Annotated in this window: 17 protein-coding genes; 4 read left to right on the forward strand and 13 right to left on the reverse strand. The window is 63.5% G+C overall.

The genetic code is table 11. From position 1 onward, the window contains the following. Window positions 1-122: 122 nt before the first annotated feature. Entirely contained in the window at window positions 123-554 is a 432-nt protein-coding gene (locus tag ASE61_RS05750) for a helix-turn-helix domain-containing protein (RefSeq protein WP_082617240.1), read from the reverse strand. A gap of 326 nt (window positions 555-880) precedes the next feature. On the opposite strand from ASE61_RS05750, the gene ASE61_RS05755 reads away from it, so the two are divergent. Further along, window positions 881-1,684: a DUF72 domain-containing protein gene (locus ASE61_RS05755; RefSeq protein WP_061965669.1), complete on the forward strand. Its 804-nt coding sequence runs from the start codon at window positions 881-883 to the stop codon at window positions 1,682-1,684. A gap of 3 nt (window positions 1,685-1,687) precedes the next feature. On the opposite strand, the gene ASE61_RS05760 is transcribed toward ASE61_RS05755, so the two are convergent. The 6 genes from ASE61_RS05760 to ASE61_RS05785 all read right to left on the reverse strand — a co-directional run bounded on the left by ASE61_RS05760 (window position 1,688) and on the right by ASE61_RS05785 (window position 6,214). Further along, window positions 1,688-2,176: a YbaK/EbsC family protein gene (locus ASE61_RS05760; RefSeq protein WP_061965671.1), complete on the reverse strand. Its 489-nt coding sequence runs from the start codon at window positions 2,174-2,176 to the stop codon at window positions 1,688-1,690. Continuing rightward, window positions 2,173-2,451 carry a hypothetical protein gene (locus ASE61_RS05765; protein WP_061965673.1) on the reverse strand — a complete coding sequence of 93 codons (279 nt, stop codon included), beginning with the start codon at window positions 2,449-2,451 and terminating at the stop codon, window positions 2,173-2,175. Before ASE61_RS05765 ends, ASE61_RS05760 begins: the two co-directional genes overlap by 4 nt. A 470-nt stretch (window positions 2,452-2,921) precedes the next feature. Continuing rightward, window positions 2,922-3,641 carry an SDR family NAD(P)-dependent oxidoreductase gene (locus tag ASE61_RS05770; protein WP_061965675.1) on the reverse strand — a complete coding sequence of 240 codons (720 nt, stop codon included), beginning with the start codon at window positions 3,639-3,641 and terminating at the stop codon, window positions 2,922-2,924. Between the two features lie 44 nt (window positions 3,642-3,685). Next, on the reverse strand, window positions 3,686-4,270 hold the full coding sequence (locus ASE61_RS05775) for a DUF6647 family protein (protein ID WP_156406995.1): 585 nt from the start codon (window positions 4,268-4,270) through the stop codon (window positions 3,686-3,688). 74 nt (window positions 4,271-4,344) lie between these two features. Beyond that, a complete protein-coding gene (locus ASE61_RS05780; RefSeq protein ID WP_156406996.1) occupies window positions 4,345-4,605 on the reverse strand; it encodes a hypothetical protein in 261 nt (86 codons plus the stop codon). A 538-nt stretch (window positions 4,606-5,143) separates the two neighbouring features. After that, window positions 5,144-6,214, reverse strand: coding sequence for a helix-turn-helix domain-containing protein (locus ASE61_RS05785; protein ID WP_061965681.1), 1,071 nt, complete (start codon window positions 6,212-6,214; stop codon window positions 5,144-5,146). A 978-nt stretch (window positions 6,215-7,192) separates the two neighbouring features. Here ASE61_RS05785 and ASE61_RS25870 point away from each other — a divergent pair. Beyond that, entirely contained in the window at window positions 7,193-8,176 is a 984-nt protein-coding gene (locus tag ASE61_RS25870; protein WP_082617241.1) for a winged helix-turn-helix domain-containing protein, read from the forward strand. A 120-nt stretch (window positions 8,177-8,296) separates the two neighbouring features. Next, window positions 8,297-9,265 (forward strand): NADPH:quinone reductase, encoded by a 969-nt coding sequence (locus ASE61_RS05800; protein ID WP_061965688.1) that lies wholly within the window; start codon window positions 8,297-8,299, stop codon window positions 9,263-9,265. 151 nt (window positions 9,266-9,416) lie between these two features. Here ASE61_RS05800 and ASE61_RS05805 read toward each other — a convergent pair whose 3' ends face one another. From ASE61_RS05805 to htpX, 6 genes are all read right to left on the reverse strand, one after another. Beyond that, window positions 9,417-9,635, reverse strand: a complete 219-nt coding sequence (locus tag ASE61_RS05805) for a helix-turn-helix domain-containing protein (RefSeq protein ID WP_082617242.1) — start codon at window positions 9,633-9,635, stop codon at window positions 9,417-9,419. Window positions 9,636-9,729: 94 nt separating this feature from the next. Then, window positions 9,730-10,908, reverse strand: coding sequence for a low temperature requirement protein A (locus ASE61_RS05810; protein ID WP_061965690.1), 1,179 nt, complete (start codon window positions 10,906-10,908; stop codon window positions 9,730-9,732). Between the two features lie 74 nt (window positions 10,909-10,982). Continuing rightward, window positions 10,983-12,575, reverse strand: coding sequence for a bifunctional phosphoribosylaminoimidazolecarboxamide formyltransferase/IMP cyclohydrolase (purH, locus tag ASE61_RS05815; RefSeq protein ID WP_061965692.1), 1,593 nt, complete (start codon window positions 12,573-12,575; stop codon window positions 10,983-10,985). Window positions 12,576-12,676: 101 nt separating this feature from the next. Next, on the reverse strand, window positions 12,677-14,395 hold the full coding sequence (locus ASE61_RS05820; RefSeq protein WP_244492731.1) for a heparinase II/III family protein: 1,719 nt from the start codon (window positions 14,393-14,395) through the stop codon (window positions 12,677-12,679). 84 nt (window positions 14,396-14,479) lie between these two features. Beyond that, window positions 14,480-15,844 carry an RsmB/NOP family class I SAM-dependent RNA methyltransferase gene (locus ASE61_RS05825; protein ID WP_082617244.1) on the reverse strand — a complete coding sequence of 455 codons (1,365 nt, stop codon included), beginning with the start codon at window positions 15,842-15,844 and terminating at the stop codon, window positions 14,480-14,482. Window position 15,845: 1 nt separating this feature from the next. Next, window positions 15,846-16,775 carry a zinc metalloprotease HtpX gene (htpX, locus tag ASE61_RS05830; RefSeq protein WP_061965694.1) on the reverse strand — a complete coding sequence of 310 codons (930 nt, stop codon included), beginning with the start codon at window positions 16,773-16,775 and terminating at the stop codon, window positions 15,846-15,848. 116 nt (window positions 16,776-16,891) lie between these two features. Here htpX and ASE61_RS05835 point away from each other — a divergent pair, with 116 nt between their 5' ends. After that, window positions 16,892-17,113: a DUF1674 domain-containing protein gene (locus ASE61_RS05835; protein ID WP_061965696.1), complete on the forward strand. Its 222-nt coding sequence runs from the start codon at window positions 16,892-16,894 to the stop codon at window positions 17,111-17,113. Window positions 17,114-17,167: the final 54 nt, after the last annotated feature.

Consider the following 17,167-nt stretch of genomic DNA (forward strand, 5'->3'; position numbering starts at 1 on the left):
AGCTCGTCAGGCTCATAACCTGAAGGTCGTCAGTTCAAATCTGGCCCCCGCAACCAAACACAAAAGCCCCGTCGCAATCGCGGCGGGGCTTTCGTGTTCGGGGTGCTGCCCTTCGGGAAAGGCTACTCCTTCCTCTGCTTTCTCAGCATCTTCGCATACTGGGCCTGCAGACTTTTCCGATCCATCGGATCGTGAAGCTTCCCGAGGTCGAGAAACATCCCCCGTTTCTGCCGTATGGCTAAGTCATCCGCGATCTCTGGGGTGCTTTGCGCCGTGTAGGGCACCTGGCTCTTAGCCTCGAAGCCGCTTCGTTCAAAAGGCGATGGCAACTCGGGCTGCCCAAATTCTTCGAAGCCCATTCCAGCAAGAGCTCCAACTTTCTCCAGTATCTCGCGTGGAACGCTGCTCATATTTTTTTCGTACTTCGAGATCTGCTGCTGACTAACGCCAACCAGGAGACCGAGCTCTGTTTGGGATAGCGTCAACGTCTCGCGGCAAGCCACGAGAAAGGCGCTTGCTCTTCGATCGCTTGGCCCCTTTCCAATCCGCGGCATGCTCCCCCCAACCGTTGCGGATTGAATGGATCGTGTGCGGCCGGTAAAGGTCTACGAGCTGCAGGTGGTCCGGACAGATCCCATCAATCTTGGGTTGCTCTTGCGGTGTCGTTGCCACCTGCGCCTGTTGCGCAGGAGATAGGGATCGCCGCATCATCAGGCCGTTCCTGGCCCAAGCCCGGTACCGAAGCTTCCGGGTTGGATCGTTCGGCGGTTCTCCTGACATTCGGCTGTCTCTTATCGGGCTAATGTCCATATCTGCCGAAAACGGGTGGCGCTGGACTGGTCGCTGCCGCCAATATCGGCACGGAAGAACGGAGCGAACCATGGTCCGCGAAGCAGGCAAGATCCATATCGGCATCGGCGGCTGGGTGTTCGAGCCTTGGCGCGGGGCGTTCTACCCGGACGGGCTGCCGCAGAAGCGAGAGCTGGAATATGCCGCGAGCAAACTCACCTCGATCGAGATCAACGGCACCTACTACGGCTCGCAGAAGCCGGAGAGCTTCGCCAGATGGCGCGAAGAGACACCCGACGATTTCGTCTTCGCCCTGAAAGGCTCGCGCTTCTGCACGAACCGTCGGGTGCTGGCCGAAGCGGGACCTTCGGTCGAGAAATTCCTGACCAGCGGTCTGACCGAGCTCAAGCACAAGCTCGGGCCGATCAATTGGCAGTTCATGCCGACGAAGCAGTTCGATCCCGCCGATTTCGAGGCCTTCCTTAAGCTCCTGCCGAAGGAGCTGGACGGGATCAAGCTGCGCCATGCCGTTGAGGTCCGACATGACAGTTTCCGCTCGCCGGATTTCATCGCGTTGCTGCGCGGCTATGGCGTGGCCGTCATCACCTCGGCCGATGCGGACTACACCCAGATCGCCGATGTGACCGCGCCCTTCGTCTATGCGCGGATCATGGGGACCAAGGAGGCGGAGCCGAAGGGCTATTCCGAGGCCGGGCTCGATCGCTGGGTCAAGGCCGCGCAGGTCTGGGCCCAGGGCGGCGTGCCGGACGACTTGGAGACGGTCGGTCCGGCTGCCAAGGCCGAGAAACGCGACGTCTTCCTCTATGTGATCAGCGGGGACAAGGTGCGCAATCCCGCGGCGGCGATGGAATTGATCGCCCGGACCCAGGGCTGAGCTTCACTCTGCTGCTGCGGCCGCCTGCACGGCCTCCTGGCAGGTATCGACCCATTCGGCCTGTGTCAGTTCGGCCATGCGCTGCGGCGCGATCCGCAGCGCGCTATGGGTCGAGCCTGCGGCCGGCACGACGATGTCAAAGGCCTTCAGCGAGACATCGCAATAGACCTTGAGCGGCGTCGCGAGCCCGAACGGGCAGACACCGCCCACGGGGTGGCCGGTCAGGGCCTCGACCTCTTCCTGGCCTAGCATGCGCGGCTTGCCGCCGAGCGCGGCCTTGGCCTTCCTGTTGTCGAGCCGGGCATCGCCGCGGGTGACGACGAGCACGACTTCGTCGCCGATACGCAAGGAGAGCGTCTTGGCGATCTGGCCGGGCTCCACGCCATGGGCGGCGGCGGCGAGCGGCACGGTCGCGCTGCTGTCATCGGTGACGATGACGGCGATGTCGGGTGCGTGCTGGGCGAAGAAGGCGCGGACGGATTCGAGGCTCATCGGGCAATTCGGGAGGTCAGCCACAGGATCAGCAGGCTGGCGACCGCCGGCACGCCGAAGACGACGAGGAAGATCGGCGCTTCCTCCATCACGGTATAGCCTGCGCTGATGACGCCGATCCAGAGATTGATCAGCGCGCCGGCGAACCAGAGCGGCAGGAAGAGTTTCACCGCGAAGGGGATCGGCCGCCCAGCGGAGATCGAGAGGCGCGGCGCCAGCACGAGCAGGATGCCGAGCAAGGCGAAGCCGATGCCGATGACCTTGATGGTATGCATGGACTAAACCTCAATCTCTCAGAAAGCGATTTATAATCAATTGATTACAGTTGAATCAATCCGACATAATCGACCTAAATCTACAAAGCAGCTACAGCTTTTCGCTCATGGCTGAAGTGCAGAGGACTGCTCGCGGTCACATGACGCCTGCCGGCATCACGCCGGATCTGATCCCGACACCGCCTCAGGATTAGAGAGGGCTTCGATTTGATCGTACTTCTGATCACGCCCAATGAGCTTTTGGCGGCGCTGGGGCTTTTCCTGATGCTCTTCGCGATAGCGGCCAACTGCCTAATCAGGGAATTCGGGGATCAATGACTGGCCTAGAACCAGGGGGCACCCTCGCGAATTGCGGGAGGGGGCCGTTCGCACGGAATTGAAAAACCGAGCTGACTTGAACCACCGTCGACCGTCCAACTCGACCCATAGCTGACTTTCGACGCGTCCGGTTCCGGGCAGCCAAGGCAGCCCTAGTATCTGGCCCGCCCGCCGGACATATCGAAGACGGCACCCGTATTGAACGCGCTTGCATCGGAGCAAAGCCACAATACTAGAGCCGCCACCTCCACTGGGTCGCCCAGCCGGCTGAGCGGGCTGGCGGCAACCATGGCGTCGACTGTCTCATTGCCCAAATCCCGGATCATTCGCGTGTCGATGGGTCCCGGCGCCACGCAGTTGACGCGGATGCCGGTATCATTGACTTCGCGGGAAAGCGCTTTCGTAAAGGCGATGACGCCCGCACTCGCGGCGGAATAGACGGCGAGGTTCGGCAATCCTTCCTTGCCCGCAAGCGAGCCCATGTTGACGATCCGCCCTTTGCCCGCAGCCCGCATCAACGGCAGAATCTGGTGTGTGACTTCTAGCATCCCAACGAGGTTCACTTGCAGGATTTGCTGCCACTCAGCCGGTTCTAAGCTCTCAAATGGCTGATAACGCCCGAGATGCCCCGCATCATTCACGAGAACGTCGACGCTTCTGCCTTCCAGAAGCGCCAGCCCGCTGGCGATCTTATCACGTTTGGTCACATCGACGGTAACGGACTGCGCTCCGGCAAGTTCGACGGGCTCGACGTCCCAGATCCAGACGTCGGCTCCACTTGCCACGAAGCTGGCCGCGATGGCTCTGCCGATCCCACGGGCACCACCCGTCACAATGACGGTCTGTTGTGAGAAATCGTATGTGACTTGCACCGCAGCCCCCTAATTCCCGAGAGGCGTTAACGAGCTGAAAGCTCTTACATTCCGCAGGATGTTCTTACCAGGAGCGTGAATGGGTCGATCTGGAACTCTTTCTCAAGCGACCCCCCAAATAATTTCAGCCACGTTTCCTGCAATTCGAAAGCCTTGGCTTCGCGTGCCGCGTCACATTCAAATTTGGATTGATGTGCCTCCTGAAAATGATGAACTAGCTCGTGCACGAGAACCGACAAATCAGCTGCCGTTGCGCCGGTCCATGTGTCCGCCAGATAAATGATCTTCTCGCGGGAATCGTAGATCGACAGGATATCTGGCCGACCGTGTTGCTGTATGATTTCGGACGCGTATTGCTTGAGCCGTAAAGCGGAAACTTGGCCAACCGGCTTGAATACGAGTTTCGGCAAGGACGTGGGTATCGACTGTCCCAGCTTCGCTCCGACCCACATAGCGAGGGCCTCCAGTAGCCGCCCTCCCGGATCAGGGTGGCTCTCCCCTATGACGATTTCGAAGCCGGAGCCGAGACGCAGGCGCTCTATTGTCTCGTCACGCGCAGGCGCTTCGAAATTCAGGGTCGCCGTAAGTAATGTTGCCCCAAAGAATAGATATCGACTGAGTGTTCTCATGGAACTAACCTGCATAAGCTGCAGATAACGGTAGAATCTATAGAATTCCTAGATTATATTGAACTAAGCGTGCATCAATCTCCGTGTACTTGATTTTTACTGAATGATTCGACCTCATCAGCTTCGTCGTCATAGAGAAGCTTCGTGAGCATGACATAGCGATTGAGGGACGCCATGCTAATGTCACGAGCACATCGCTCCCGCAGCTTGAAGGCTTCAACGCGAATGCCGTCACGCAGCTCTGCGGTGTTGAGGCTGAATAACTCGCTCCGCTCAAGCATCCGCGCGAGTTCCCTGTCCCAGGCAACACAGGCCCGAGCCTGACGCGTCGTCAATTGCGCGCCCTCCGCGAGGCCGCCCCACAGGATGCAGGCGCATATAGCGAACACTGAAGACCGTCCCATTTGCGCCTCTTTGAGTGCAGGCGTTTGGATTGAGTGGGCCCGGGTTTGTCCCGCCCGTTGCCGGTTAGCCTTCGTAGCAACGAAATTTTCGTTAGGTCATGATGGAGAAGCGATCGAATGCCGATATTTCGCCGATAGCTGTGTCATGCTGGGCGACAGGGGAGAAATTCTTTCGGTAATGAGCGAAGGTTCGTCGCCGAATTTGTCGAACCGCTGCCGAATTTGTCCATATCGCGCGAAATCTTGCAGTCGAAGCTGACGCGGAGAAGCTCCTCACTAAAGATATTTGGGTATCGTTAGCGAGCGGGACGTGGGAGATGTGGACGGAGATTCTGAGGACTCCGCCGGATAGTAAGCTGGATTCTTAAAGAGACGCTTGTCTCGATTATTTCTTTGAGAGCTTTGCCGGCCGGCGAATGGCTGGCCGCCAGCCCTTGCGCGCTGCCAGGATCGATCAAACCGCAACCGGTCATTCGTCTTTTGCAGGATCGTCGGAGGCCGGCGCCGTCCGTATGGACGCATATCGGGCGATTTCAATAGGAGTCTCACCGAATCGGCGATGAAAGGCGGTTCTAAAGCGTGCCGTGTTAGTGAAGCCGTATCGGCGGGCGACGGTAGCGACCGAGGCGTCGCGTATGCCCCGAGCCAGATCGGCATGCGCTAGATCAAGCCGGACAGCATGCAATGCAGCCAAAGGGGTGCTGCCGCGAAAATGCCTGAACACAGCCGTCAAGGTTCGCAAGCTGCAGCCTGCGGCCGCAGCGATATGTGACATACGGATAGGCTCCGCGCCGTGGGCGCGCATGAAGTCTTCCGCGCGTCGAACATAGGCCGGAATTGGGTTTCCGGCTGCATTTGCGAGTCGATCAGAGTAATTATGAGTGGTGCCACGCAAAATCAGCGAGACGAGTAGGTCCGTCAGCGACGCAAGTGCGACTGGGTTATTGGCAACACCGTCCCGCCGTTGAAATTCCTGTGTAACGAAATCGAGTTGGCTTTTCAGGCTGGCTGTAAGCCCGGTGCCCCAATCGAGGCTGGGCTCGAAAATCAGCGGCCGACGCAACCGCTCATCCAGCATGTGTTCAAGCGTGCTCTCGATATCCGCAGCCTTCAAGAAAACATTGGTGCGCGCGTTATCGTCGCTGATTAAAAGGCGACCGCCGGGACCGGGCCTCCAAGTGAGACCGGTTTGTTGTGTGGCTGTCGTGGATCTTCCCTTCTGTTCCAAGGTTATATGGCCCGCGAGCATCGTCGTGAAACAATACAGGCTCCCTTCATCGCCATCGACGGTGACCTCGGTGCTAAAACTGCTCGCGACAAAACTCGTCAGAAGAGAGCCGGCGCCACGTGTCGCAAGGGTAAAAATCGGCGGCTCGAAGCGTGGGTGCCAAAGAGCACGATCCTGCAATTGGTAGGTGTAGGTGCGGTTTGAGTGTGCGGCCCGTTCAATCACGCGAATCTTGCCGCTCGAATCCTCCAGAGCTTCGGCTCGGACAACGTCGAACATTGTCAGCACAGGGGTGCTCGTGCCCGCGGCCATAGGCGTCTCCGTCCAGCTTTCTTACTGTGACGCAAGCAATTTTAGACAAATTCGGCAACGGTCCGACAAATTCGGCGGCGCACTTGGAGCGTAGTTGAAAGCGTCGTTCCCCACCGCAGCAAACTTAGCACATATGGGTGACGCAGCGTTAGCGTCTTCCGCGCCACGGCTCCGCCTCAAGCTTAACCAGCTCAAATCCGACGAATAAGAATGTTAATGTAACTGGAGTTTTTGAAATGCTGGAGTTGATCGTGATCGTCGCTGGCTTCTTTCCTGCACTCGGAGAGATTTCCCGCCCTGTCTTGACGCAGGCTGCCCCGGCGAAATGCGTCGATCTGTCCTCTCGAACTGCTCCGCAGAATTCACGCCGTGGTGAGTTCGTCAACCAGATCGGTCCTGCGGGCTGCGACAGGGGCATCGTCATGCCGATCACAGCAAGGTCATCATGGCGAGCCGCAGGGAACTCCTCGTCCAGGGACCGGCTTTGAACAAAGCGCCGAGCAGGCCTCAGATCGCACAGGAAACGGTTGGCGTTCCATCCTGATGCCCGGCAATGCGCAAAATCCGCGACAGACAGGCGAAGGCCCGGACCGCACTGCAGAGCGTGAGCGCCGCCGTGATGAATTTGGCGGTGCTCATCGTCGCCTGCCGGCCGCGTAGCCGTTGTGATCAAGCCGCCTTCATTGCCCTGATTGCAATCAACTCGAGGCTCTGCTCGGCGAAATATCGCCGTGTCTGCTTAAAAATGCAGCGAACTGCCGCGCCAGATCGTCGATCGCGTGCTTGCTGGGGCGATACCATTCCGGCGACCAGTTCATCACCCCAAGGATGACGAGGCGCCCCGCCGCCAACCTCCGAAGTCGTTAATAGCGAAGAGCATTCCGTTTGGTCACGGTCAATGGGTGACGGAATGCCGATATTTCGCCTATAGTCGGCGGACGCAGTTCATCGAGCGGGCTAGGGTGGGAGCTAAGCACCATGGACCCGGCGCTTCCGAAACTTCTACAGTTCGACCGATTTGCGCTGGATTTGACGCGCGAACGCCTAAGAGCGGGCGATCAGGAGATTGCACTACGGCCCAAGGCGTTCGAGGTTCTCCGTCACCTTGCCGAGAATGCTGGACGGCTGGTGTCGAAGCGGGAACTGTTTGAGGTCGTATGGCCAAATGTCGCTGTCACGGATGACTCGCTCGTTCAGTGCATTCGCGAGCTGCGAGACAAGCTGGGTGACACCGATCATCTCCTGATCGAAACCGTACCCCGTCGCGGATACCTGCTGAACGTTGGCCACCCCCGCGCGGCCAAAGAGCACGACTCGCTGCCGCCACCCGAGCGATCTCAAACCCCGATTGTCGGGTCACCTGGTCGTCGCCTCGTTTTATGGTCGCCTGTACAGCGCAAACGGGCGTCTCTGGCGACGGCCGCCATTACCATCTGCTGCCTGGCTGCAGCTGGATATCTTACAGCCCACCTGTGGTTGCCATCGTCAGCCAACGCTCTCTTCACAGAAGACGACGCGCGGCGGATTACGGCAATTGCAGCAGAGAAGGAGCTTCCGCTTCCGCCATTCCAGATCAGCCGGATCGGGCGTGGTGTTCTCCCTGAACATCGCCGCTTCGTCGGCATCTGGGTCAGCAGCACCGGGTTCGTTAATTCGAACCGCCAATTCATGCTGGTCATCACCGGAGCCGAACCTTCCGGCATCGTGACGGGCTTTACAGTTCGGGGGCCTCCTCGGGCCCTGAGCCTTGTCGTCAAGCCGGCTGGCGCGACCCATTTTAAGGCCCGCGTCCTCGGCGATTCCTTTCGCTACAGTGGTCCAAACAGCGAGCGCGAGGTGGTGATGACAGCCGACCGGCGGCTTGAATTCAACGAGGTCTTCGACACGGGAGTGATCGTGCGTGTCGCTCTCGATCCGGTGTGGGCACTGGTTGAGGCCGAGCAAAAAGCTGCTCTGTGGTAGCCGGCGCGGCACAGCGAGCTCCATTGTCGCTATGGTCCGTCCGGCTGTCACTAGCGCTTGGCCGGGCCGCACAGAGCTATCGTTCTTCCAGGCTCTCACATTGCTGAGGGATACTGATCGATGCGTGCAGTATTCTATGAGACCAACGGGCCAGCGCGCGATGTGCTGCGCATCGGAGACGTTGAAACTCCAAGCCCGGGAGTTGGGGAGGTTCGCGTGCGCTTGTACGCGTCGGGGGTCAATCCATCCGATGTCAAAAGCCGCGGACACCGAAAGTCGCCGTTCCCGCTGATCATCCCACATAGCGACGGTGCTGGAGAAATCGAATCCATTGGTCCTGGCGTTGCGAAGTCACGCCTCGGCGAGCGGGTCTGGATCTGGAACGGGCAGTGGCAGCGCCCATTTGGAACAGCCGCCGAGTTCATTGCACTGCCGGCCGCGCAGGCCGTTCCCTTGCCAGCTGCACTTAGCTTCGAGGAGGGCGCCGCTCTCGGCATCCCTGCGCTGACGGCCTACCACGCTGTCGAGCTTGCCGGGGTCGGTCAGGGCACAACCTTGCTCGTATCCGGCGGCGCAGGGGCGGTGAGCCAGTTCGCCATTCAATTCGCCAAGGCTCGGGGCGCGACCGTGATCAGCACGATCTCATCGCCGGACAAGGCGATGGCAGCGCGCGAAGCCGGCGCCGACCATTGCATCGACTATAAGCGTGAAAATGTGGGCGACCGTATTGCTGATATCACGGGGAGACGCGGCGTCGACGCTATCACCGAGATGGACCTATCGGCCAACGCCGGTCTGATTCCGGCGGTACTCCAACCAAAGGGAAAGGTCATTGTTTACGGCACGGGAGCCGAAGCGACGATTCCTGCCTTTGCCTTCCTCGCCAATTCGATCCAGTTGAACTTCTTCCTGATCTATCAATTGGACGCGCAGCAGCGAGAACGTGCAGTGGCTGGCGTCACGCGCGCTCTTGCTCAGGGCGAAGCGATTGCCCGTATCGGACCGACATTCCCGCTCAGCGAAACCGCCGCCGCGCACGAAGCAGTTGAGGGCGGAACGATTGGCAATGTCATCGTCAAAATCGAGTAATCGCAGCGTGGCTAGGCGATCTCTTGCGCCTTCGATCCTTCGGCCCCTTCCTGATTGTCGAAGAGTTCCTATCGGTGTCGCCTACATTGGTTAGATTACCCGGCGCAGCCTCCCATGCGGCCTGTCGATTGCGATCCCACGTCGCGCGGCGTTAGAGGAGCCGCGATATCGTGCTCGGGCTTACATTGTAGCTACGGGCGATCTCTCGAACAGGTTCGCCGGCAGCTTTCCTAGCCAGGGCCTCTTGCCGCTGATGGTGGGTCATCCCGAACGGCCGGCCGAGTTTCACGCCTCGGGCCTTAGCGCGGCTAAGGCCCTCGCTGGTTCGCGCCAAAATCAACGAGCGCTCGAACTCTGCGAACCCGGCCATGATTGTTGTGACGAGGCGGCCATGAGGCGTTTCCCATCCATGTGCTCTAAAGGGCTCTTTCCGATTATCCAATGAAATTGATGGCGTGCATGGATCAGGCCTCCTTGGCCCGCAGCGAGACCGCTTCCCAGGCGGCGACCAGGACCAGGATCGCGGTCGCAGCCAGGCTGAAGCCCAGCGGTGGCAACACCGTCCAGGCCGGTGTCAGCACGGCGAGTAAGCCGAGGCCGACCAGATGGGACAGCGGATACCAGCCGGCCGTGATGCGTTTGAACAGCAGGTTGCCGAGCAGATAGAAGGCCGGGCCGGCCAGGACCGCGATCGCCGTTCTGCCATCGGTATGGCCGGTGGGATGGGCGATGACCAGTTCGTCGCCGACGGCGACCAGGATGATGCCGGCGACCAGCAGCACGTGCAGATAGGTATAGGCGATGCGTGCGATCCGGCCGGGGTCGTCGGAGCGTGCGATGTGATGGCTCGCCCGTTCGGCACCGATATGGAAATAAATCCACCACATCGCGACCGAGCTCAGGAAGGAATTGAGGAAGGCTGTCAGGTTGACGGCCGTCACCGGCAGCTTCGCGGCGGTCGCGCCCGTCATCAGAACGGATTCACCGAGCGCGATGATGATGAAGAGGGCGCAGCGCTCGGAGAGATGCCCGCCTTCGACATTCCAGTCGCTGGTGCGGGAGTGCCCAAGGCCCGGAACGCGGAAGCCGGCGGCCGGGCCGACATATTCGATGCCGAGCGCGACCAGCCAGAGGCCGAAGCGCAGGGGACCTTCGCTCAAGCCACCGGCGATCCAGAATGCGCCGGAGCAGACGAGCCAGATCGTGATGCGCTGGAAGTTGCGGTAATTGGCGGGCGAGGCGTCCTTGAGGCTCACCATCGTGAAGATCGAGCGGACGAGCTGGGCGGCGACATAGGCGCCGGCGAAGGCAAGGCCGTTCGCACCGAAGGCCTCGGGCAAGGCGCAGGACATCACCAGGCCGAGAAACATCAGGACGAAGAGCAGGATCCTGACCGGGGGGCGCTCGGGATCGAGCCAGTTCGTGACCCAGCTCGTATAGACCCAGATCCACCAGACGGCGCCGAGCAGAAAGGCGGCCTGCGCGACGCCGAGCGGGCTGAAATGCTCCAGCAGCGTGTGCGAAATCTGGGTGATCGCGAAGACGAAGACCAGGTCGAAGAACAGCTCGACGTAGGAGACCCTCGCATGCTGGTGTTCGACGCGCTCCCTGAGCAGCGCGCCGGGTTTGTGAGCTTTGGCCATGCAGACCCCTATCCCCTGCTGCGCGCTTTCGCGCGCAACCCGTCAGCGAGGGTGTCCTGCGGCCCGTGCCGCCGTCAATGGCGGAAGTGGCGGTGCCCGGTGAAGACCATGGCGAGGCCGGCTTCGTCGGCCGCCTTGATGACCTCGTCGTCGCGCATCGAACCGCCGGGCTGGATCACCGCGGTGGCACCGGCATCGGCCGCCGCCAGCAGGCCGTCGGCGAAGGGGAAGAAGGCGTCGGAGGCGACGACGGAGCCCTTGGCGAGCGTCTCGGGCAGGCCTGCCGCCTTCGCGGCCTCTGCGGCCTTCCAGGCGGCGATGCGAGAGGAATCGACGCGGCTCATCTGGCCGGCGCCGATGCCGACCGTGGCGAGGTCCTTGGCATAGACGATGGCGTTCGACTTGACGTGCTTGGCGACGCGGAAGGCGAAGCGCAGATCGGCGAGTTCACGCTCGCTCGGTTGGCGCTTCGTCATGACCTTCAGCTCCATGTCGTCGACGACGGCGTTGTCGCGCGACTGGGCGAGGAAGCCGCCGGAGACGGTGCGCAGCGACAGGCCGGGCGAGCGGACATCCGGCAGGCCGCCGGTCAGCAGCAGGCGCAGGTTCTTCTTGGCGGCGATCATGGCGATCGCCTCCTCGTCGGCGTCGGGCGCGATGATGACTTCGGTGAAGACCTCGACGATCTTCTTCGCTGCGGTCGCGTCGAGCTTGCGGTTCAGCGCGACGATGCCGCCGAAGGCCGAGACGGGGTCGCAGGCCAGCGCGCGCTCATAGGCTTCGAGCAGCGAGCCGCCGGCGGCGACGCCGCAGGGGTTGGCGTGCTTGACGATGACGCAGGCGGCCGAAGCCTCGGGGACGAACTCGGCGACGCATTCGAAGGCGGCGTCGGTGTCGTTGATGTTGTTGTAGGAGAGCTGCTTGCCCTGGACCTGACGCGCGGTCGAGACGCCCGGCCGGTTCTCCGGGGTGCGGTAGAAGGCGGCCCATTGATGCGGGTTCTCGCCATAGCGCATGGTTTCGGCCAGCGCGCCGCCGAGCGCGCGGAAATGCGGGGCGGTGTCGCCGAGCTCGTTCGCGAACCAGTTCGAGATCGCCGCGTCATAGGCCGCGGTGCGGGCATAGGCCTTCTGGGCGAGCTTGCGACGCAAAGTCAGCGTGGTCGCGCCCTTCTGGGCCTCGAGATCGGCGAGGACGGACGGATAGTCCGCCGGCTCGACCACGACCGCGACGTCATGATGGTTCTTGGCGGCGGCGCGGATCATTGCCGGGCCGCCGATATCGATGTTCTCGATGCAGTCGTCATAGGCCTTGCCGGCCGCGACGGTGGCTTCGAACGGGTAGAGGTTCACGACGAGCAGGTCGATCGGCTGGATGCCGTGGCCGAGCATCGAGGCCTGGTGCTCGGGATGCGAGCGGATGGCGAGCAGGCCGCCATGGACCTTCGGATGCAGGGTCTTGACCCGTCCGTCCATCATCTCGGGGAAACCCGTGAGATCGGAGACGTCGCTGACGGGGAGGCCGGCTTCGGCGATCGCCTTGGCGGTGCCGCCGGTCGAGACCAGCGCGATGCCGAGCTTGTGGAGGGCGCGCGCGAAATCGATCAGCCCCGTCTTGTCGGAAACGGAAAGGAGCGCGCGTTCGACGCGGCGAAGCTCATTCGGCATCGGGATCAGGTCCGGCTTTGATTGCGGAAAGGCAGTTTCGGCAGACGCGCGCGGGCTATCATGCTGCGCTGCAAAAGGCAAAAGCCGCCGTCGCAGAACCGTCACGCGTCGGGAGCGGGTTCCGCGGCTTCGCGCTCGGCGATCGCAGCGGCGACCGTCTTGCCGGCACGGGGATTGGCGGTGCTGATCCGGCTGAAGCGCCAGGTCACGCGCGGCGTCGCCACGGCATCGAAGGCGATCACGAGCTGCTCGGTGCGCCGCCGCCCGTCCGAGGAGGCAAGGAAGATGCTCTCCTCGATGGCGATGGTCAGGCCGCCGGCCTCGAAGCTCCAGACCTCGCCCGAGGCCAGCGCCAGAAGCGCGCCGCTGCCGTCCCGAACGAGGCTGGCGCGGACATTCGGATGCAAGTGGAAGCGTAAGGCGGACGCGAGCGCGGTGCGCGTCCCGGTCAGGGCGACCTCATCTTCGCCGGCCAGTGCGGCGCCGTCGCGGGCGAGCGTCAGGCGGCGGGTATGGGTCGCACCGAGGCTGCGGCGATAACCGTCATGGCTTGCGACCCATTCGGCGCCATCAGCGCCGTCCTGGCGGGCGACGCGGACATCGCGAGGGCCGGAGACGACGCGCATTTCGCCGAGAACCATGCCGAAATTGGCGCTGGAGCGATCGTCGAGGACGAGCGTCGAATGGGCGGCGGTGCTGCGCGCGGCGAGCTTCAATTCCGGGGGGCCGAAGCGGCTGGCGCCGCAATTGACGATGATGCGCTGCGGGCCGCTGGAGAATTCGAAGGCGAGGCAGCCGGCATGGGCCTCGACCGAATAGGCGCCGCGCGGCGGTGCGCCAGCATCGGTGACGACGATGCTGCGCTCGGCCGCGAGGCGGCTGTAGCCGGAATAGGCGGCATGTTCGGTCGGCCGGCCACGGGCATCGTCATAGGCCGCGAGCGTCGCCATCAGGTCGGGCGGGGTCGTGCCCATGCCGTTGAACAGGGCAAGCGCGCCGTCGCCGTGCCGGAACAGGCGTAAGTGCGGCATCATCCGCTCGATCGCGGTCATCACCCCACGCGGTGGCTCGAGCCCGCGAGCGGCGAAGGTCTCGCGCAAGGGCAGGAGGTCGAGCAGGAATTCGATCAACAGGCGTGGATTGCGCGAGAGATGGCCGCCATCGGGCAGGATCTGCTCGTCGAGTTCCTCGGACAGCAGGATCTCGATCCGGCGCCGGTGGCCATCCTGCCCGTCGAGGCAGATCGCGGCAAAGGCGATGGCGATCAGGCCGTTCAGCCGGTCGGCGCCCTCGACGGCGCCGGCCAGCGCCAGGCTGACCCGATCGGTGAGGCGCGAGACATGGCGCAGATAGCGCTCGTAGAAGGCATGGTCGGCGCCTTCCAGCAGCAGCGGGGAATGCGACAGGAAGGCGATCAGCCGACGTGCAGCGACCGCAGGGCGCCGCGCGATGTCATGGCGGTCGCGACGCCTGGCGATGAAATCCTCGACCAGGCTGCGGGCATTGGCGCGGGCGATCGCGGTGTCGGCGGCGCGCATATGGCGCAGCCAGCCGAAGCCGTAGAGCGCCTCGGCCCAGGCATCGCTCGGCGGCGTCGCGTCGAACGGCGATTCACCGTGGCTGCGCAGGGTGCGCCCGGCGAACGCGTAATAGCCTGCATAGAAATCGCCGGCCGTCGTCGGGTCGGCGGTGCGGAGGTCATGCGGGGCGAAGAGCAGGCGCGTGGCGTTGCTGCGGCCGAAGGGCCAGAGCCTGCGGGTGGCGCCGACGAACTGGCCGCGGGTTCGCCGCGCCGCCCGTCCGATCGCGGCCTGGGCCAACCCCCGTCGCTCAGCCCACCCGCTCAAATCCCCTGTCGACTCCGTGCCCGGGCGCGGCGGTGCGCCGCGCGAATCCTGGCTCCGTCATAGCCTGATCAGGCGGGTTGCGTAAAATCCCGCCCATCCCGAAAGGCGCGGGGTTTCGCCCTGCAATTGGTGCGGCAGGGTCCGGATATCGCCATTCGAGTCGATCGCATCAGCCAAACCGCCGATTTCCTCCGGGCGGACGGGTTCGCGACGAAACTGGGGATTGCGGGCGAGAAAGGCCGCGGTCTGTTCTTCGCCTTCCTGCCGTTCGAGCGAACAGGTGCAGTAGACGAGGCGTCCGCCGGGTTTCGTCAACGCGGCGGCGGCATCGAACAGACGCGCCTGAAGGGCAGCCAGCCGGTCGCGATCCTCGGGCAATTTGGTCCAGGCGACGTCGGGATGGCGGCGGATCGTGCCAGTCGCGCTGCAGGGCGCATCGAGCAGCACGGCGTCGAAGGGATCGGCCTTCCAGGTCACGGCATCGGCGGTGACCACTTCGGCGGAGAGGCCGAGCCGCGCCAGATTGGCCTTGAGCCGGCGCAGGCGCGGGCCGGAGCGATCAAGCGCGGTGACGCTCGCGCCGGCCGCGGCGATCTGGGCGGTCTTGCCGCCGGGCGCGGCGCAGAGATCGGCGATGCGCTCGCCGGGTTTCGGGGCGAGGAGCTTGACCGGCAGGGCGGCGGCGGCGTCCTGCACCCACCACGCGCCCTCATCGAAGCCCGGCAGGCCGGCGATGGCCTGGCGCTCGCGCAAGCGCACCGAGCCGATCGGCAGGGCGATGCCGTCGAGTTTTTCGGCCCAGCCGGCGGGATCGGCCTTGACGCTGAGGTCGAGCGGGGGCTCCTCGCGATGGCTCTGGGCCATCGCGGCGGCGGTATCCTCGCCATAGGCCGTGCACCAGCTCTCCACCAGCCAGTCGGGTGTATCGCCGAAGACCTCGGCTTGCGCCTCGGCGAGGACCGCATCGCGCTCGCGGGCGAGGCGGCGCAGCACCGCATTGCCGAGTGCGGCATAGCGGGCCGAGCGCGCGTCCTCGTGCAGGTGGCGGATGGCGAGGTCGACCGCCGCGTGGTCGGGCACGTCGAGGAACAGGATCTGGGCGGCGGCGGCCGTCAGGATCGGCTCGAACGGGCCGGATTTGCGCGGGCTGCCGCGCTCGAGGCGCGCGTCGATGGCGTGCTGGATCGTGCCGAGGCGGCGGAAGGCCGTGACAGCGATGGCGCGGGCGAGGCTCGCATCGGCGGCATCGAGCCCGGATTCCGGCAACATCCGCTCCAGGGTCTCATCGAGGGCGGTGCGGGCGCGCAGGACCTCGTCGATGACCGTGGCCGCAAGCCGGCGCGCCGGCAGGCCCGGGGCATCGTCGAGCTTGGGCGGCGTTTCCGGCCGAGCGGGGCGGCGCGAGGAGGATTGATCTGCCATCTCAGCCCCACGGGCCCGGCTGGCGCGGGGAATTGCCCCAAGGGCTGTTGTCGGCCTGGGCGGTAAAGCCCGCGCCCGTACTGCTGCGGCCGATGCCGAGCGCACGCGCCTGCTCCATCAGGGCGGCAATGCGGTTGCCGGTGTCGGGGTGTGTCGAAAACAGATTATCCATGCCGCCGCCGGTCAAGGGATTGATGATGAACATGTGCGCCGTAGCAGGCTTGGCCTCGGCTGTCTCGCTGGGGATGTGCTGAACGCCGGCCGCGATCTTGGCGAGTGCGTCGGCGAGCCAGACCGGATTGCCGCAGATCTGGCCGCCGAGCTTGTCGGCCTCGTATTCGCGCGAACGCGAAATCGCCATCTGGATCAGGGCGGCGGCCATCGGGGCGAGGATCGAGAGCAGGATCTGGACGATGAAGTTCGGGCGGTTGTCGCGCGAGCCGAAGAACATGCCGAAGGTGACGAGCGAGGAGATCGCGCCGGCGAAGGTCGCGGTGATCGTCATGGTCAGCGTGTCGTGGTTCTTGATATGCGCGAGCTCGTGCGCCATCACGCCGGCGAGCTCCTCATAGGTCAGCGTGCGCAGGATGCCGGTGGTCGCCGCGACAGCGGCGTTCTGCGGGTTGCGGCCGGTGGCGAAGGCGTTGGGCTGGTCTTCGTGGATCAGGTAGACGCGCGGCATTGGCATGTTCGCGCGGGCGGCGAGGTCGCGCACCATGCCGCAGAGCTCGGGCGCGGTCGCAGCATCGACCTCCTGGGCATTGTGGGCGGCCAGCGCCAGCCGGTCGGAATTCCAGTAGCTGAAGAGATTGGTCACGACGGCGAAGCCGAGCGCCATCAGCATGCCGCCGCCGCCGCCGAGCAGGTAGCCGACCGCGCCGAAAAGCGCCGTCAGGCCCGCCATCAACATACCGGTGCGCACGTAGTTCATCGAAATCCCTTCTCTGGCGCCATCTGGCGTCGGCCCTCGCATCTGCGAGCATCGTGCCCTATGTGGTGAGGGCAATCCCGATCCTGCAAGAGAATCCTGCAAGGAAACGCGCCGAAATGCCCGATAAGACCGATCAGGACAGGCCGACGGATGCGCCGGAAGCCAAGGTACTGTCCCCCGCCGCGCAGCGTGCTCTGGCGGAAGCGGCCGCGCGCCGCGCTGCAATCGATACCCATGCTGCCGAGATCGCCAGGCAACGCGAGGTCAATGGCCGCGGCGGGCTGGAGCCGGTGCGTTACGACGACTGGGAAGTGAAGGGCATCGCCAGCGATTTCTGATGGGCGGGGCTGCTATGGCCCCAAAACATTGCCAATCCGCGGCTCTGCGTCCAA

Origin of the sequence: Allobosea sp. Root670 (assembly GCF_001429415.1) — a bacterium.
Taxonomy (GTDB): Bacteria; Pseudomonadota; Alphaproteobacteria; order Rhizobiales; family Beijerinckiaceae; genus Allobosea; species Allobosea robiniae.

Excerpts from the sequence above, each read along its gene's own strand:
- ASE61_RS05760 (WP_061965671.1), bottom strand. The coding sequence starts at position 2,176 with ATGAGCCTCGAATCCGTCCGCGCCTTCTTCGCCCAGCACGCACCCGAC.
- htpX (WP_061965694.1), bottom strand. The coding sequence starts at position 16,775 with ATGAACTACGTGCGCACCGGTATGTTGATGGCGGGCCTGACGGCGCTT.
- ASE61_RS05775 (WP_156406995.1), bottom strand. The coding sequence starts at position 4,270 with ATGAGAACACTCAGTCGATATCTATTCTTTGGGGCAACATTACTTACG.
- ASE61_RS05835 (WP_061965696.1), top strand. The coding sequence starts at position 16,892 with ATGCCCGATAAGACCGATCAGGACAGGCCGACGGATGCGCCGGAAGCC.
- ASE61_RS05755 (WP_061965669.1), top strand. The coding sequence starts at position 881 with ATGGTCCGCGAAGCAGGCAAGATCCATATCGGCATCGGCGGCTGGGTG.
- ASE61_RS05765 (WP_061965673.1), bottom strand. The coding sequence starts at position 2,451 with ATGCATACCATCAAGGTCATCGGCATCGGCTTCGCCTTGCTCGGCATC.
- ASE61_RS05805 (WP_082617242.1), bottom strand. The coding sequence starts at position 9,635 with ATGGCCGGGTTCGCAGAGTTCGAGCGCTCGTTGATTTTGGCGCGAACC.
- ASE61_RS05825 (WP_082617244.1), bottom strand. The coding sequence starts at position 15,844 with ATGGCAGATCAATCCTCCTCGCGCCGCCCCGCTCGGCCGGAAACGCCG.
- ASE61_RS05750 (WP_082617240.1), bottom strand. The coding sequence starts at position 554 with ATGCCGCGGATTGGAAAGGGGCCAAGCGATCGAAGAGCAAGCGCCTTT.
- ASE61_RS25870 (WP_082617241.1), top strand. The coding sequence starts at position 7,193 with ATGGACCCGGCGCTTCCGAAACTTCTACAGTTCGACCGATTTGCGCTG.
- purH (WP_061965692.1), bottom strand. The coding sequence starts at position 12,575 with ATGCCGAATGAGCTTCGCCGCGTCGAACGCGCGCTCCTTTCCGTTTCC.
- ASE61_RS05810 (WP_061965690.1), bottom strand. The coding sequence starts at position 10,908 with ATGGCCAAAGCTCACAAACCCGGCGCGCTGCTCAGGGAGCGCGTCGAA.
- ASE61_RS05785 (WP_061965681.1), bottom strand. The coding sequence starts at position 6,214 with ATGGCCGCGGGCACGAGCACCCCTGTGCTGACAATGTTCGACGTTGTC.
- ASE61_RS05800 (WP_061965688.1), top strand. The coding sequence starts at position 8,297 with ATGCGTGCAGTATTCTATGAGACCAACGGGCCAGCGCGCGATGTGCTG.